Consider the following 16,890-nt stretch of genomic DNA (forward strand, 5'->3'; position numbering starts at 1 on the left):
AATCGGTTATATCGGCAATGATGGGGGGTGACGCTCATTGCCAGGGGGGTGTTACGACCAATTGTACTGGCTTCGTCCCAATCGAAAAGAGACGTTTCCTCGTCATCTTAGCCACACAAAGGTTTCTTGCTGCAAATTTGCCCAAGTTTTCGCAAGGTTAAAATTGTGGAAAGTTGTGAAATGTAGAATCACAGAATCTCAACACAAAAGACATTTTGTTGAAATCGATTTGCTTCAACGAATCGTCTAGCTGTGGACCGGACAATCGAGTCACGCTACCCTTTCAAACCCCAATCAGAACTGAATAGACCGCCGCGAGGACGCCCCATGAAGACTTATTCGTTCGTCCGCACAATACCTTTGGCAATTCTTTGCTGCTGTGCCGCTTTAATGACCGTATGGCTTGGCATGCATTCCACCACCGCTCAAGGTCCCGCTCCGGACATCAAACATATGGAAAAGCTCTATCAAGAGGGCAATTACAAAGAGGCTTATGAAACGGCCGAGAAGCTCTTTGTCGACGCCAATCAAGACCCCAAGGAACTTGCTCGCACGCTCCAGTTGCCAGTGCAGTCGTTGCAGCAGCTTGGGCGATATCCAGAGGTGGACGCATTTCTCGAAAAGACAGCAACCGCTCAAAAAGACGAGTGGCGAGTTCTTCAGGCCATCGCTCAGCAGTACCGTCGTTTAAATCACTGGGGCGTGATCAACGACAACGAATTCCAGCGTGGGCCTGTGCGCGGCGGAGGAAAACGAGTCAACAGTATCGAACGAGATCAGGCACGTGCACTTCAGCTGTTTGTGGAAGCAATGAAAGTTGCTCAATCAAAAGATGCTGAACCAGACATGGCGAATCTGTTTCTGGAATTGTCTCAGTTCTTTCTTAACAACGGCTACGGTCGCGGTGCTTGGCAGCTACAGTATCTGACCGATGTCGCCGAACTGCCTGACTATCAAGAGAGCTACAACTATGGCGGCTCAAATCAGGGAGCTCCTGTTGACGAAGAAGGGAACCCGATTTTCTATCCCCTTCCTAAGTCTTGGGAAGATGCCAAGAACGATGGCGAACGCATGCGTTGGGCGATGGAGCAAGTGGGTGAATACGATGCCAATCGTACCGGGCAAGTCAAACTTCAATGGGCGAACTTTTTGAACTCTCAGTTTGGTGTTCAAACGCTTCAGCAGTATCAATGGTTTTTCGCACCTCGAAATGACGAATCCGAAGACGAAACGCCGCATCTGTTGTCTTTGGGAACGCTGAAAGAAAACGAGACGATTGCCCGCCTGGCAACTGGCATCAAGCGGTTTGAACTGCCGGACGAATTCAACCACATCAAAGTGTGGCGGCAGTTGATCGAAAATAAGGACGCGAATCGGAGCTCGGCATACGATCAATTGGCTTCCATCTTTGAGAATCGCCGTCAATATCCTGCTGCTGCTCAGCTCTGGCGCGAGGCCATTGAAGATGTCGGTCCCGGCAACAACGATTATCGCCGAAAACGACTTGCACAGATCACCGACAACTTGGGCCAATTTCAGGGTGGTGTCGTCAACGCGGCCGGGAAAGGGGCAACACTTCAATACTTGTTCCGCAACGGGGAGCAAGTCGACTTCACAGCACATGAAATCGATATTGAGAAGCTACTTGCAGATACCAAGCAATATCTGAAGTCGAATCCTGGTCGGATCGATTATCAGAAGATGCAGTTCCAGCAAGTTGGTGAGAAGATTCTCTTCCAAGAAGATGGCAAAAACTACCTCGGCGAAGAAGTCGCGAAATGGACGGTCAAGCTGGATCCTCGTCCAGATCACCTCGATCGTCGAATTGACGTTCATGCTCCTTTGACTAATGCGGGCGCCTACATGGTGACCGCGAAGATGAAGGAGGGCAACGTCTGCAAGTTAGTTGTTTGGGTCGCTGATACGGTAATCGTTAGCAAGCAACTTGATCAGAAGAAGTTGTACTTCGTTGCCGACGCGGTGACTGGAAAGCCGATCGAAAAAGCAAACGTCGAGTATTTCGGCTACAAGATGCAGCAGGTCCGACAGCAGAATCGGTTCAATGTTCTGACAAAGAACTTCGCGGAGCTTACCGACGCCGATGGTCAGGTCATTCTCTCTGATGACCCTCTAAACCACGAATACCAATGGTTGGTGGTGGCACGTACCGATAAGGGACGGTTCGCCTACATGGGATTCCAACACATTTGGTACGGACGTCAACACGATGCAACGTACAACGCGGTCCGTAGCTACGGTATTACCGACCGTCCCGTCTATCGTCCCGATCAAACGATGAAATTCAAATTCTGGACGCGACGCTCTCAATATGATCAAGCCGACGTCAGCCAATTTGCAGGGAAATCGTTCCAAGTACATTTGCGCGACCCACAAGGGAACGAGATCTTTAACAAGCAATTCACAGCCGACGAGTACGGTGGTGTGGAAGGAACTTGGGATATTCCTGCAGATGCCAAGCTAGGACAGTACAACCTTTTCACAAACCATGGGAATGTTCAGTTCCGTGTAGAGGAGTACAAGAAGCCAGAATTCGAGGTGACCGTTGATGCTCCGGAGAAGCCTGTCCAACTTGGCGAGACGATCACTGCAACGATCAACGCCAAGTACTATTTTGGTTCCCCGGTTACCAATGCCACTGTTAAATACAAAGTAGAACGTTCCCCTTACAACCGTCACTGGTACCCAACAGCTCGTTGGGATTGGTGTTTCGGTGGTGGCTATTGGTGGTTCGCCTACGATTACACGTGGTACCCTGGCTTCCAGAACTGGGTTGGCTGTACGCGCCCGGCGCCATTTTGGATCGGCTGGTCGCACAATCCTCCTGAGCTTGTGGCTGAGCAGGAAGTTGAAATCGGGGAAGATGGTACTGTTCAAGTCGAAATTGACACGGCCCTCGCGAAGGCACTGCATGGTAACGAAGATCACCAGTACACCATCACCGCTGAGGTTCGCGATCAATCACGACGTACTATCGTCGGAAGTGGAAAAGTACTCGTCGCGAGAAAACCGTTCAAGGTTTATACCTGGGTCGATCGCGGCTACTACGACGTTGGCGACAGCATAAACGCACACTTCTTAGCTCAAACGCTCGACGGCCGTGATGTGGCTGGAAAGGGTGAACTTAAACTCTTCAAGATAACCTACGACGATAAGAACCAGCCGATCGAGACGGAAGTTCAAGCGTGGGATATCGAAATGAACGGGGAGGGAACCGTTTCCCAAACCATGAAGGCAAGTGCAGCCGGCCAATATCGCCTGAGCCTGAAGCTAACCGACGAAGCGGAACATACCGAAGAAGGTGGTTACATCTTCACCATTCGTGGTGACGGCTTTGATGGATCACAATTCCGGTTCAACGATCTGGAATTGATTCCGGATAAGAAGGAATACAAAGCGGGCGACACGGTTCGATTGCAGATAAATACGAACCGCGTTGGCAGTACCGTTCTTCTCTTTGTACGTCCCTCGAACAGTGTCTATTTGCCACCCAAGGTAATTCGACTGACGGGGAAGAGTACCGTGCATGACATCGCTGTGTTGAAGAAGGACATGCCCAACTTCTTTGTCGAAGCGATCACCGTCGCCGATGCGAAAGTTCACGACGAGACGAAAGAGATTGTCGTGCCTCCGGAAACGCGAGTCCTAGACATGAACGTCGAGACGGATGCTTCTGAGTACCTGCCAGGCAGCGAAGGGAAAGTCAAAATCACGTTGACAGACGAAACTGGCGAACCTTTCATGGGCTCAGCTGTTTTGACGGTCTACGACAAATCAGTCGAATACATCAGCGGTGGATCGAATGTTGAAGACATTAAAGAGTTCTTCTGGAAGTGGCGTCGACACCATCATCCACAAACGGAACATAGCTTGAATCTTTACAGCTATAACCTCACTCCGAAGGGTGAAATGGCTCTGCAGTTCCTCGGTGCATTCGGACGAAGTGTGGCAGACGAAGATTTGGGAAGAGACCGTCAACAAATGGAAGAAGGCATGGCTGCCGGTTTCGGTAGTGGTGGTCCCCGCATGCTGCAGTCTCGAATGCGAGGCGCCATGGCGAAAAACGCGATGGCCGATGCGATGCCGATGGCTGCCGCCCCCATGGAATCCGCGGAACTTGCCATGGGTGGCGAGGACAAAGCACAGCAAAGTGGTCAGGAGACTGCGGACTTGATCGATCCAACGGTTCGCTCCAACTTCGCCGACACCGCGCTGTGGGTTGCGACCGTCGAAACGAATGAAAAAGGGGAAGCCGAGTTCAAGCTCGATCTTCCAGAGAATCTGACGTCTTGGAAGATTCGTACCTGGGCGATGGGGCACGGCACGAAAGTTGGCTCGGCAGAGTCTGAAGTCGTGACGCGAAAGAACTTGATCATTCGACTACAGGCTCCACGTTTCTTTGTTCAAAAGGACGAAGTGGTTCTTTCTGCGAACGTTCATAACTATCTTGATTCCGAAAAATCGACAGTCGTTTCGCTTGATATTCCGACCGGACTGATGACGAGCCAGTCGCCACTTAACCAAAAGGTGACCATTCCCGCAGGCGGTGAGGTTCGTGTTGATTGGACTGTCAAAGTAACCGGGGAAGGGGAAGCGACCATCACCATGAAGGCACTGACCGACGAAGAATCGGATGCCATGCAGCAAAGCTTCCCAGTCTTTGTGCACGGGATGCTTAAGACAGAGTCGTGGGCCGGTACCGTCCAGCCGGAACAAGATTCCCAGAGCGTGACCATCCATGTTCCGGATGATCGCCGTCCTGAGGACTCGCGATTGATCGTTCGCTACTCGCCAAGTCTGGCCGGAGCGATGGTCGAAGCGTTGCCCTATCTGGTCGACTATCCTTACGGATGTACCGAACAGACCCTCAATCGTTTCGTGCCAACGGTTATTACTCGCCAAGTGTTGGAGCAGATGGGAATCGATCTTAAGTCGATTTCCGAGCACCAAAACAACCTGAACGCTCAGGAAATTGGCGATCCTGGAAAGCGAAACGACCGCTGGAATGCGGGCTGGGATGGCAAGCTCAAGAATCCAGTATTCGACGATGCCGAGCTCGATAAGATGGTCAAGTCAGGCGTTCAACGCCTCACCGAGATGCAAAACTCGGATGGTGGCTGGGGTTGGTTCTCAGGCTACAACGAGTACAGCTATCCACATACGACTGCCGTAGTTGTTCGCGGTTTGACGATTGCTAAACGCAATGGAGCTGCGATTGTGCCCGACGTCATTGAACGTGGTCAGCAGTGGCTTATCAATTACCAGAAGAAGGAGATTAAAAAGCTGCAGAACGCAGATGAAAAGAAAGATCCGTGGAAGTCTAAAGCGGATAATCTTGATGCGGTTGTCTTTGCCGTCCTCGCCGAGAATGGTCAAGATAGCCGAGAGATGCGAGGTTTCCTCTACCGTGATCGAACGAATCTGTCAGTTTATGGCAAAGCACTCTTCGCGTTAGCTCTTCATCAGGTCAACGATCAGGAAAAGCTGGAAATGCTGCGTAGAAATCTCGATCAGTACCTTGTTACTGACCAGGAGAACGAAACGGCTTACCTCAAGATGCCGGCCGATAGCAACTGGTGGTACTGGTACGGAGACGCCATCGAAGCCAACGCTTATTACTTGAAGCTTTTGGCTGCGACCGACGCCGACAACGTAACCGCACGCCGGCTTGTAAAGTACCTGTTGAACAATCGCAAGCACGCGACGTATTGGAAGTCGACTCGTGACACCGCCCTGTGTATTGAAGCGATGGCCGATTACCTGCGTGCAACCGACGAATTGAATCCTGAAATGGCCGTCGAAATTCTCATCGATGGTGAGAAGAAAGCTGAGACCGAATTTACTAAGGAGAATCTCTTTACCGTGGACAACACGGTCGAGCTGACTGGGATCCAGGTCACCGACGGGGAACACAAAGTAGAGATTCGGCGGAAAGGAAGGGGCCCTGTTTACTTCAGTGCTTACCTGACTAATTTCACGCTGGAAGACTTCATCACCAAAGCAGGCTTGGAAGTGAAAGTAGAACGTCGCTTCTATCGCCTCGATCGTGACGAAGAGGCAACTGCTAAAGCGGTTGGTGCTCGGGGCCAAGCCTTGAACGAAAAAGTGGTCAAGTACAAGCGAACGCTTCTCGAAAACGAATCGCAGGTAACCAGTGGTGACCTGGTTGAGATCGATTTAGTGATCGAGAGCAAGAATGACTACGAGTATTTGATGTTCGAGGATAAGAAAGCGGCTGGCTTTGAACCGGTCGATCTGCGTAGTGGCTACAAGGGTAATTCGCTGGGGGCCTACATGGAACTTCGTGACGAGAAAGTGGCTTTCTTTGTACGGCAGTTGCCACGTGGCAAGCATACGCTGACTTATCGACTGCGTGCAGAAATACCTGGCAAGTTCAGCGCATTGCCGACCGTTGCCCAGGCGATGTACGCCCCTGAGCTTGTTGGCAATTCAGACGAAATGAAGATCCAAATCAAAGATCAGGATTAGTCCGAATTCGCTCGCTAGAGAAACATAAAAAAGGCCCCGCTGGAAAGCATTCCAGCGGGGCCTTTTTGCGAAATAGAGTGAACTTCTTTTCCGCTATGCGGTCGCAAGCTGCCCGCCTTCTTCCTGCCACTCCTTCGCGCCACCCTCGAAGTCGTAAACGGCAGTGAACCCAGCATCTTCAAGCCGTTTTGCAGCTTTGTCCGACGAGGGGCATTCGGCGTTGGCACAGTAAACAACCACGGGTTGATTCTTTCCGCCGATTGCTTGTTCGACACGTTTCTCGAAGTCGTCTTTTTGCAGCGGAATGTTAAGTGAACCAGGGATCTGCGTTTTCTCAAAATGCTCTTCGTCGAGCGTATTGATCAACGTCAGGCGTTCGCCTTTATTTTGACGTGTTTTAAGTTCGTCAGCACTAAGCGTCTTCATGGTATTCCTCCTTGGGAATGAAACAAAAAAGTGTGTTTCCCCAGGAGGCTAAGCCTGCAAGCGGTGTTCCAATGCAGGGATATTGCTTGTGAGGACCATGTTCTGGTGGTTTCGACACCACCTTGAACACCTAGCTGGCACCGAATCACTCTTTAGTCTTTGGTTCCCAGTCTGGGCCGTTATCTGTCGGCATGGATGCGTGCCACTTCAGTAGCTCCGGTTTTAGACGGTTGACGACGCTCGGATGCTGATCCGAGACATTGGTCGTTTCTCCTTCGTCGTTCGTCAAATCATAGAGCTCGACATCCTGGCCGTCGTAGCTGCACAGCATCTTCCATTTGCCCTCGCGGACAGCCAAGTCGGGAAGTTGTCGCCCTTGAATCTCAGGCCGGTCAGGTGGTCGACGAAAGAATATTGGCTTTTCACGCGATGCCGTTGAAGTACCAAGAAGCACGCCAGAGAGTGCCTGTCCATCGAACTTTTTGTCGTTTTCGATCTCGATGTTGCAAATCTCTAACAGGCTGGGCACCACATCGAAGGCCGCGAAAATTGATTCCGTATTAGTCGTTCCTTGATTCGCGGAATCGATCAGGCCAGGTCCCCAGACAACCAAAGGAGATCGAATGCCACCCTCGTAGAGCGTTGTCTTATGGCCTCGCAGCGGTCCTGCTGTCCCGGCCCCGAGTTCTGGGCCATTGTCAGAGCACATTACGATAAGTGTGTTTTGGCAGAGCGTTTCATCGTTTCGCACGAAATCGAAAAGTGTGCCGAGCTGTTCGTCCATGGTCTCAAGAACACCCAGATATAATTCGCGTTTGCTTTGGTCGCCTCTTCGTTCCTTCGGTGGAAAGAAGGGCGAGTGAACGTCATCTGGCCAAACATTCACGTAAAATGGCTTGTCGTCTGCTTTGGCTTTGCGAATGAAGTCGATCGTAGCATCAACGAACGTCTGGGTTACTTCGTCACGTTTCTTCCAGATGATCTCGCCACGTCCCAGCTTGTCGCTTCCCAAGGTATGGAGTCGAGGTTTCTTACCGTCATACGCATCCAACTCGGCCAGTACACGGTCACCAAGCCCTTCGAAGTTGGTAAGCGACTCATCAAATCCATATTCGCTGATTAGCGGTGCTTCGCCGACATCACGTTGGCCACCCATATGCCACTTGCCAAAGTGACCGGTAGCGTAGCCTTGATCATGAAGCATGCGTGCAAGCATTGGGGCCGATGGATCGAGCCATTGGGCCATGCCCCGACGATCGTTGAGCTTTCGATGGGCGAGATACGAGGAAATCTTCCATCGTTGGGGGTATTGCCCTGTGGAGATGGCGGTACGCGATGGAGAACAAATGGGTGAGTTGACGTAGAACTGCGTGAAGCGAATGCCTTCCTGAGCCAGCCGATCACAATGCTCTGTCGTCGCGGCTTCATTCCCAAAGCAGGAAAAGTCCCCCCAGCCCATGTCGTCGATGAAGATGAGGACGATATTTGGTACACGGTCTTTTTCGGCTGATTGTGCCTGATTTAGTGGGTATAATGCAGCTGATGAAAAAGTCAGGATAAAGATAAGTATAGCAAATATGTGTAGTAAATTAGGGCTCGGGTTTTCCCTGGTCGGTTTGATCAAGCCATGCATAGTCTTAGCGGCTCCATAAGATTTCGTGTTCGGTGGGATGGGTGATAGGCAGCAATAGTATCGTCGGCGGCGAGGACAGGGTCAACGATTGTGGGGATACACCGTCGTGTAGAGGAATATGAGTTATGGCTAGAAAAACGAAGCAGCGACGTCAGTCTCACGGATCGGCCTGGCACTGGAAGCAAACGGATTGCTGGTATTACACGCTTCCAGGGACGAAGAAGCGTGTCGCCCTGTTTGATGAACAAGGAGAGAGGATTCGGGGAAAGGATAACAAGGAGGCAGCTGAGATCTCGTTGGCTCGGGAGAAATTGGCCTGGGATAGCGAATCGAGTGAAGGCCCCGCCCTGGGACAGCCCTGGTTGGTTGCTCGTGTTTGCTCGGACTACTTGGTGTATACGGAACGAAGCCAGAACGATGGTTCTGTCAGCGAGGGATATCATCGGAATGCGACTCAGTGGCTCAACGATCTTTGCAGCTACTGCGGTGCACTGCCTGTTAGTCAACTCAAACGGGGCCATATTCTGGAATGGGTTGATCAGCACGAGTCATGGAAGAGTCCCGCAACGCGTCGCTGCATCATTGCTGTCGTCATGGCTGCCTTCAATCGTGTTGAAGAGACGCAAGGTATCGTTAACCCGATCAAGGGAATCAAGCTTCCCAAGGCAGAACCTCGGCTTACGTCATTCTCTCCGGAAGATGAGAAGGCGATTTACAAGGCCACGGAACCTTGCTTTGGCAATTTCCTCTTTGCCGCGATTCACACAGGGCTTCGTCCATTTAGTGAGCTCGCGCAACTCAAAGCGGAAGATGTCGAAGAGACTCCACGAGGAATGATGTGGCGCGTCTACGCGAGCAAAACCAAAAAGACTCGCAAGATTCCCGTACGACCCGAAGTGGCAGAGCTGACTCGCCAACTCATGAAGTCAGTTCCGCGCGGGTCAGGCTTACCTATCTTTCGGAATACATTGGGAAAGCCTTGGAAGCGGACGACCGGAGTCGTTCGTTTTATCGACTTGAGAGAGAAGCTCGGCTGGAATGACGATCCGCTCAGGAAGAAGTATTCGTGTTATACGTCGCGCCATACTTTTGCTCATCGGATGTTATCGGGCTTTTGGAATAACGGAGCCGGATGCACGATTGAAACCTTAGCAGAGTTGATGGGAGACACGCCAAAGGTGGCGTACGATCATTACGGCAAGGAGTGGGGAAAGCATTATCAGGATCCTCTTTGGAAGGCCATCGGAGAATCGACGCCACTGGCCAGTGCACAGGTAAAGCCTCCTCCTGCGAAGCGAAAGAAGAGTACCGCGTCGTCCGCTACAAAGACAAAGACGAAGCAAACCAAGGCATCCACCAGCAGGAAGACGCGTCATGGCTAAGGCAAAAATAGGACGCAAGCGTCGTTCTCGCGGGCGTGCCTGGTATTGGCGTCAGACCGATTCTTGGTACTTTACGCCACCGGGAACGAAGCGACGGGTGCGGCTCGTGGATGAGAGGGGCAATCCGGTTCGCGGCCAGAGTAGTATTGATCAGGCGGAACTGGCCTTGGCACGTGTTAAGGCTGCGGGAGATTGGCGTCCTGAAGTGAAGCCGGCTGAGGAAAGCGACTGGATCGTGGCAAAAGTGTGCTCCATTTATATTGAGAACTGTGAGAAGCGATCGAGAGTCGGAGAGATTAGCGTCGAGTATGAGAAGGAAGTGCGACGCTTCTTGCAGGACCTCTGTGCGTATTGCGGTGCAATGCCACTTCGTGACCTACGCAAGCCCCATGTTCTGCATTGGGTAGAAACGCATTCTACCTGGAAGTCTTCAGCAACTCGTCGTTTCGCCATCGAAGCGGTTATGGCAGCGTTCAACCACGCTCAAAGTTTTTATTCAGTTCCCAATCCGCTTCGCGGCCTCACCAAGCCTGCACAGTGTCCCCGGCTACATTCCTTTAATGCCGAGGATGAACTGGCACTTTACGACGCGACTGACGAACCTTTTCGCGAGTTTCTGTTCGCTGCAATTCATACTGGCCTGCGGCCATTCTCGGAATTGGCTCAGATAACGGGTAACGATGTCATCGAGAGCGACCGCGGGATGATGTGGCGGGTTTATGCTTCTAAAACAAAGAAGACACGCGTGATTCCGATCCGAAAGGATGTTGCCGAGTTAACACGGAGCATCCTTTCGAGGGACACTTCAGGACCGGGCTGTGTGATTTTTCGGAACCGGCAAGGTAACCCGTGGAAGAAGGTCACTGGTGTTTCTCGATTTCGCAATCTCCGCCAAAAACTCGGGTGGATTGAGGATTCGAAACGGAAAAACTACTCGTGTTACACTTGCAGGCACACATTCGCTCACCGAATGCTGGCTGGCTATTGGACGGACGGCGTTGGTTGCTCAATTGAAGTTCTTGCAGAACTCATGGGAGATACACCCAAAGTTGCCTTCGACCACTACGGAAAGGAGTGGGGCCAGCATTTTCAGGATCCACTCTGGGCGGCGATCGGAGTGGATTAATCGATCGCGGGCAAAAGTACTAGTATTATCCAAGCAGCTCCAGCAAAATGAGCAGAAGGCGTTAATCTGAGAGTTACGACTGGATGGCTTGAAACCAAACGCTCACTTAGCAGTCCAAGCAATCCGCATCTCGGGGAATACATGGCTCGAGAGCCACAAAATAGAACGCTCAAGCGTTATCAGGTTTTCCCAAGGGAACCGTGATGCCTGGAAAGTGCATCGGCTGAATGGTCTGTCGATGTTTCGGGACCGCTTTGGGGCGGACCCGCATAGCCTCTTTAATACGTTCGATTTCGGAAGCTTCGATCTGGATTCGACCCTGGCCGCGTGATCCCCCCTGGAAGTAGTTGATGGTAAAAGGGGTTCCCCGTAGGATAAATTCTCCGCTGTCCGAACGCGCAAGCCATTCGTAGAGACTGGCTACAGACAGTCCCAGTCTCTTGGCGGCTTCGTGGCTTGTTAGCAGTTCGTCGGACATCGTGGATGCGGTCGTGCTCGTATTTTCGAGGTGTCCGCTCCAACATAACGAGCTACTGTCGCATAATTGTCGCGTGAGGCGACAAATGAATTGCCCCCGGAAGACTCTTCATAAGATCCGATCATGAATCGACTTAGATTGGCACTGCAAGGATTCGAGAGACTATCCGTGCTGCTCCATGCGACGCTTAACGAGGCGGTTTCGGATGACGCCGAGGCGTGGTTACGAGACGAAGTGTGTCCTGTCGTGGAGGAGCTTTGCCGTAACCGTAGTTTTCAATTGATGACGCGTTGGTCGCTGGATCACTTTTGCAGCGTGGAGGTCATTACACCAGAGCATCGACAGTTAGAGGATGCCGATCAGGCGATCGTTCAATATGCTCAGGCGATTGCAAAAGGCCTGGAAATCATAGACCAGTCCATGTTGAATCCGTCAGAGTGTCAAATATCGGAAGAGGATCGAGTGGCCCTCAACGGGATCGCGTCTCGACCTTGGGTTCAACTCGCTTACGCCTTCGACTTCTTTCACCCTGAGGATCAGCTGTTGCTTAGAGATCCTAACCGTGCCCTTACGTCGGATTTCCGGGCGGAGGAACGAAGAATTCCTTTGGGTGATTATATTTCTCGTTACTTACTCGCCAGAGTCAAGTTCTGGAAGAACTTGGTAGTGCGTTTGGGCGAGCGAATTAATCATTACGTTCCTAGCAGCGACGATGAGGGGCCCAAAATCTCCTCCCGGATTTTCAGAACGAGAATTCAGTTGGATCAAGCTGTCGATACGTTAGCTCAGGCTTGCCATGGCGAGAATTTTCGTAGACGCAATGCCTGCAATGCTCTAGTCCAGGTCTACGCGGCGTATGCCCATAACCCCGACTTAGAATGGCTGGGCATCTCGCGAGACGCATGGCACACTGCCGGACCTCAAATTCGGATGTGTGTGCGAAGGCGTAGCGATGTATCTGTCGTTGAGAGAATTCCCGAAGGAGCTTTTCAGCCCATAGGCACGGAAAGGCTCTCGCTCTGCGATCCGGCTATCCTGCGTCAGGTCGCGGCATCTCTACAAGAAGTGGCCACGTTCTACGAGATCCCGGAAGACCCCGACGACCTGATCGTGTGGGCTGCTGACCAAGCACGCCTTGTCCTGGTTGATAGAGCGCCTCGGCAAGTCTTTTGGGAAGGTCAATTGATTGGGGGAGGCGAATGGGACAATCAGCCCGTAGCCTGGGACTTTTTATGGAACCTTGGAAAGTCTTCAACTCAAGTCGTCGACAAAGAGGATCTGGGAGGTAAGTCCTCTCGTTCAAGAAGACATCGACTATCGGACGTTTTACTGGAATGCCAAGAGCTCGATAACCGAATAGAGGCCGTACGAGGTCTGGGGTATCGGCTGGATCTGCCGCCAGAGGACGTAACGCTACTGCAGGACGATGGTTTTGGGCGCCTGCAATTCGTTGATGCGCGGAAGAATCCATTGATTTAACTTCCGAATGCTCCGAGTGAATTCTTACCCAGCTAAATTGAAGGTGATTTCGCGTCAAGTATTCATGAGAGGTTGGTTATCTCTTATCGACGGCTATTGCGGCCGTGGTTCTTTGCGAATTGGCGATCGAATAGACATCAGTTTTGTTGGATGTTCGATGCTCTTCAGTCGGCCGAAAACGATTGAGACGTCGATGAACGGGCAAGTGAGGGCCTACGAACCGTGGTTTACCTAAATTTCAGGCGTTATCGCGTCATAATATGTAGGGAGATCGCTTAGCATCTAGATCAGTTGACAACGCAGGGCTATCATCCGAAGTCGTCAAACGCAATGGTCACCACGACCTAAATTCTGGCCGTTTACGTGTCATAGAACTTGTGAATAGCAGAACCGCTTTTTAGCCAAGCTGCTGAGGCGCCGCCAATTTGGTCTAGGGCAGAAATATTGGCCAGAAAATCGGATAGTTCCGAACTCACGTCGCTCGCTGAAGCCTAAGAATCGCTGCCATATTACCAAACTGCAGGTGACACTGCCTAACACTCACGCAATTGGGTAATAAGGGTGATTCAAGACCCGCGACAGGCTACGGCAGTCTAAATTTTCAGCGAAAACGTGTCATAAACTATGAGGGAAATCCTAGCTCTTAGGCTCACACCTCAGTGAAAACTATGCTTCTTCGCTCCGTATCTGCGGAGCGCTTTCTTTTGGCGTATCTCCTTTCGATACACATTCTGTTGAGTTCTACAGGCCCGAACTACGCAAGAAGTAATCTCTTGCAAATAACAGTCATTCAACGGGCTATCACAAACACTTGAGCAACAAGCCCGAGTTATTCTAAATCATCAGTTTCAATAGAGGCACGACAATGAATCAGGAAATCTCTAGTGTGGGTGCCGCAACCGACAAACTCACCTCCGAAGTTGTCAAATGGTGGTCCGAGATGTCCGCTTTTTGCAACTTTGTCCTTACCGGATTCGATCCGGAAGCGTCCCTAGAAAAGCGACTCGATTGGGCGATTGCTCGTGGCTATGAAATTGGGACCATCTATTCCCGATTTAGCACCAAACTCCAGCATTCGACCGATGACCAGGTCCGCGAATGTATTCAGTGGGCGGCTAAGAATCGCATCTACGTTCCACCGGAATTCATCTCGGTGGATGAAGGCGTCAAGGGAAAACGGACCCAGCGAGCCGGTCTCGATCGTGCGAAAGCTATCCTTCGCAGACGACATGCCAAGGTCCTCTTGGTCTACAAAGCAAGCCGATTGTTTCGCCAGGCCGGTAAAGGATTCCAATTCATTAATGAAGAGGTCGTGGAAGAAGGTCTCCGCGCGGTCAGTGTCTCACAGGGGATCGATACGAATGATCGCAAGACTTGGAAACTTCAACTCCAGGTTCATGGCCTCATGGATGATATGCTACTCGATACGATCGCCGATCATGTTCGCTCGGGTCTCACGGGCTTGTTTCTCAACGGTTGGACGACGGGGGCCATCGGAATCGGCTATCGCCGCAAGGAGATCCCAAACGCCCCACCAACCAATCGCGGTCTCCCTCGCACCATGCCTGAGATCGATTCAGACGCCGCGAAACTGATTCAAGAGCATGCGCAGCTCTTGCTGGATGGAATGTCCGTTCGGGAGGGCGTGAGACGTTGGAACGCGTTCAATGGTCCCGTCGATCCCCGGGCGTCCACGGGCAAGCTGCGATACGAGTGTTATCGGCGATTGTTCACCAATACGCGTCTCACCGGAAGGTGGGAATTCGGTCGACGCCGCAATCAGTTCTCGACCAAGTTGGACAATGTTAAACAAGTTGAACAGCCTGATGATGAAGTCACAGTCGTCCAGTGCGAAGAACTGAGGATTCTCGATGACACCACGTTCGAGGCATTGCAGACAATGTTTGCTGCCCGCAAGACAGGTCCCCGTGGCCCTCGACGGGCCCAATCGCTGAAACTATGGGCTTTGACCACAGAATACTTCTTCTGTGAACGCTGTAGCACCACTAAAAGACCCGTTCGGTTCTACCAGACTGGCGCACAAGGCAAGGCAATGCAGTGTAAGAATGGCGACCAGTGTCCGTGCAAGTCGGCCGTTCGCCGCCAAGAGGCGGTCGAGGCGATCTGTAATAGGATCAGTCAGCTGATCCTGCGCGATGCGGAGCTGATCGAGTCGATTGTGCTGCAAAGCCAGCAGTTGGATGCCCAGGCGGACCAAGGCTTGGAACAACAACTGATCCAGGCTCGTAAGCAGTTGGCTTTGCTCAACAACCGCGTTAACGATCTATTCGAGATGTCGGGCGAAGGTACCGAGGACGATCGCAAGGAGATCAAGGCCCGACTGCGGGCTGCACAGTTGCAGCGCAACACCGCCCAGAGCGAAGTGAATCGCTTGCAGCGGGCGGTCGACGGGACGACCAACACGATGACGGTCGAACAGATTCGCGAGCGTCTGGCCGAGATGTCCGATCTGCTGAGCACCGCGGCGAATGGCGCCCTCGGTGAGGACGCCGTTTACAAGACGCTCGCCGTATTCCGTGCTTTGACAGGCGGGCAGATCTGGGTGCAGGTCGAACAGCGTGCCAATCGCAAACGCACGAACGTCCGGGGTACCTTTCGTCCTCAACTGTTGAAGGCGTTTTCCGAACCGCTCCCAGGGGCCAATGCCCCTACCACGGGACTGGTCACGGTCTGGCTACGCAAGCCGCCTCGCCTGGACCTGATCGCCGAACGCGTGCATCAACTGATCGACGTCGAGGGCATGAGTCATCGCGAGACAGCGAAGCAACTGCAGCGCGAAGGCCACAACGTCAATTCGGGAAACGTTTGGTACAGCTACCGTCGCTGGTACGAGATGCAAGGCCTTGAGCCGCCAAACGTCCCCTACAACAACGGCAAGAAACGGCGTCCTCGCTAATCTGACCGTGAATGATTGTTAATCAATACCTCGTCCTCGTGACGAGGCGTTTTTCATGCGCTAAGCGATTTTGGAGTATCACGCTAATGAAAGGAGGATGAATGCCACCCATTTCCGATTCGAATCATGCTCAAGATTCAGAGACCGATTCGCAGCGAGCACAACTGGCGGCTAACCTCGCCTACCTCGTCGTGCAAGCCCATCGACGCGATCAACAAGACGTCGACCCTTCATCGAATAACGCCGAGGCTCTCGAAAACTAAATTTCCGCCCAAAACGGGGCATAAATAGATGAGGGACGTCTTAACCCTTCACTGGTCATCGCCTTCGAGACCTGCGTGTTAACCACATTCAATTCATTCTACCCAGGAGGTTCTATGTCACACGTCGTCACCATTGAAACAGAAGTGCGTGATGTTACGGCGATCCGCCAGGCAACACGGCGACTTCAACTTCCCGAGCCTACGTACGGTGAGGTTCGCTTGTTCAACGATCGCAAGCGGGGCTGGGCGATCCAACTTCGAGATTGGCGTTACCCGGTCGTCGCCGACGTGACGACCGGTCGGCTCGATTACGACAACTACAACGGCCATTGGGGCAGCCAGAAAGAACTCGATCAGTTTCTGCAGCGGTATGCCGTCGAACGGGCGACGATCGAGGCCCGCAAGCAAGGTCACACCGCCGTTGAACAGTCGCTTCCGGACGGAAGCATTAAGCTCGTCATTCAAGTTGGAGGGTAGGTTCTTGAAAATCATTGAGATCACCGTCAGCCCCACAGGCAGGACACGCCTCGAAACGCGGGGCTTTCAGAGCTCAGAGTGTCGCGAGGCAAGTCGCTTCCTGGAAGCTGCCTTGGGACAACAAACGTCCGAGACGCTTACAGCCGAGTTCCACGCCTCGGAAATCACGCAACAAAATCAAATCGAACAGAAGGAATAACTG

General features: G+C 52.2%; 10 protein-coding genes. 8 read left to right on the forward strand and 2 right to left on the reverse strand.

What is annotated here, in order from left to right:
* The first annotated feature begins 327 nt into the window (after nucleotides 1-327).
* On the forward strand, nucleotides 328-6,507 hold the full coding sequence (locus tag LA756_RS01955) for an alpha-2-macroglobulin (protein WP_224438209.1): 6,180 nt from the start codon (nucleotides 328-330) through the stop codon (nucleotides 6,505-6,507).
* Nucleotides 6,508-6,600: 93 nt separating this feature from the next.
* On the opposite strand, the gene LA756_RS01960 is transcribed toward LA756_RS01955, so the two are convergent.
* Nucleotides 6,601-6,933, reverse strand: coding sequence for a rhodanese-like domain-containing protein (locus LA756_RS01960; RefSeq protein WP_224438210.1), 333 nt, complete (start codon nucleotides 6,931-6,933; stop codon nucleotides 6,601-6,603).
* Between the two features lie 145 nt (nucleotides 6,934-7,078).
* Nucleotides 7,079-8,566 (reverse strand): sulfatase-like hydrolase/transferase, encoded by a 1,488-nt coding sequence (locus LA756_RS01965; protein WP_224438211.1) that lies wholly within the window; start codon nucleotides 8,564-8,566, stop codon nucleotides 7,079-7,081.
* Between the two features lie 125 nt (nucleotides 8,567-8,691).
* Here LA756_RS01965 and LA756_RS01970 point away from each other — a divergent pair, with 125 nt between their 5' ends.
* The 7 genes from LA756_RS01970 to LA756_RS02000 all read left to right on the forward strand — a co-directional run bounded on the left by LA756_RS01970 (nucleotide 8,692) and on the right by LA756_RS02000 (nucleotide 16,887).
* Nucleotides 8,692-9,948, forward strand: a complete 1,257-nt coding sequence (locus tag LA756_RS01970) for a tyrosine-type recombinase/integrase (protein WP_224438212.1) — start codon at nucleotides 8,692-8,694, stop codon at nucleotides 9,946-9,948.
* Nucleotides 9,941-11,074, forward strand: coding sequence for a site-specific integrase (locus LA756_RS01975; RefSeq protein ID WP_224438213.1), 1,134 nt, complete (start codon nucleotides 9,941-9,943; stop codon nucleotides 11,072-11,074). The genes LA756_RS01970 and LA756_RS01975 overlap by 8 nt, the downstream gene beginning before the upstream one ends.
* A gap of 616 nt (nucleotides 11,075-11,690) precedes the next feature.
* Nucleotides 11,691-13,031, forward strand: coding sequence for a hypothetical protein (locus tag LA756_RS01980; RefSeq protein ID WP_224438214.1), 1,341 nt, complete (start codon nucleotides 11,691-11,693; stop codon nucleotides 13,029-13,031).
* Nucleotides 13,032-13,896: 865 nt separating this feature from the next.
* Nucleotides 13,897-15,948, forward strand: coding sequence for a recombinase family protein (locus tag LA756_RS01985; RefSeq protein ID WP_224438215.1), 2,052 nt, complete (start codon nucleotides 13,897-13,899; stop codon nucleotides 15,946-15,948).
* Nucleotides 15,949-16,049: 101 nt separating this feature from the next.
* Nucleotides 16,050-16,211 (forward strand): hypothetical protein, encoded by a 162-nt coding sequence (locus tag LA756_RS01990; protein WP_224438216.1) that lies wholly within the window; start codon nucleotides 16,050-16,052, stop codon nucleotides 16,209-16,211.
* Nucleotides 16,212-16,325: 114 nt separating this feature from the next.
* Complete coding sequence (locus LA756_RS01995; RefSeq protein WP_224438217.1) at nucleotides 16,326-16,688, forward strand: DUF1257 domain-containing protein; 363 nt, start codon at nucleotides 16,326-16,328, stop codon at nucleotides 16,686-16,688.
* A 4-nt stretch (nucleotides 16,689-16,692) separates the two neighbouring features.
* Nucleotides 16,693-16,887 carry a DUF2997 domain-containing protein gene (locus LA756_RS02000; RefSeq protein ID WP_224438218.1) on the forward strand — a complete coding sequence of 65 codons (195 nt, stop codon included), beginning with the start codon at nucleotides 16,693-16,695 and terminating at the stop codon, nucleotides 16,885-16,887.
* The last annotated feature ends 3 nt before the right edge of the window (nucleotides 16,888-16,890 follow it).

This window comes from Bremerella sp. TYQ1 (assembly GCF_020150455.1).
GTDB classification, from domain to species: domain Bacteria; phylum Planctomycetota; class Planctomycetia; order Pirellulales; family Pirellulaceae; genus Bremerella; species Bremerella volcania_A.

What these genes read in the sequence shown, in the direction of transcription:
- LA756_RS01985 (WP_224438215.1), top strand. Translation starts at nt 13,897, where the DNA reads ATGAATCAGGAAATCTCTAGTGTGGGTGCCGCAACCGACAAACTCACC.
- LA756_RS01960 (WP_224438210.1), bottom strand. Translation starts at nt 6,933, where the DNA reads ATGAAGACGCTTAGTGCTGACGAACTTAAAACACGTCAAAATAAAGGC.
- LA756_RS01975 (WP_224438213.1), top strand. Translation starts at nt 9,941, where the DNA reads ATGGCTAAGGCAAAAATAGGACGCAAGCGTCGTTCTCGCGGGCGTGCC.
- LA756_RS01995 (WP_224438217.1), top strand. Translation starts at nt 16,326, where the DNA reads ATGTCACACGTCGTCACCATTGAAACAGAAGTGCGTGATGTTACGGCG.
- LA756_RS01965 (WP_224438211.1), bottom strand. Translation starts at nt 8,566, where the DNA reads ATGCATGGCTTGATCAAACCGACCAGGGAAAACCCGAGCCCTAATTTA.
- LA756_RS01970 (WP_224438212.1), top strand. Translation starts at nt 8,692, where the DNA reads ATGGCTAGAAAAACGAAGCAGCGACGTCAGTCTCACGGATCGGCCTGG.
- LA756_RS01990 (WP_224438216.1), top strand. Translation starts at nt 16,050, where the DNA reads ATGCCACCCATTTCCGATTCGAATCATGCTCAAGATTCAGAGACCGAT.
- LA756_RS01955 (WP_224438209.1), top strand. Translation starts at nt 328, where the DNA reads ATGAAGACTTATTCGTTCGTCCGCACAATACCTTTGGCAATTCTTTGC.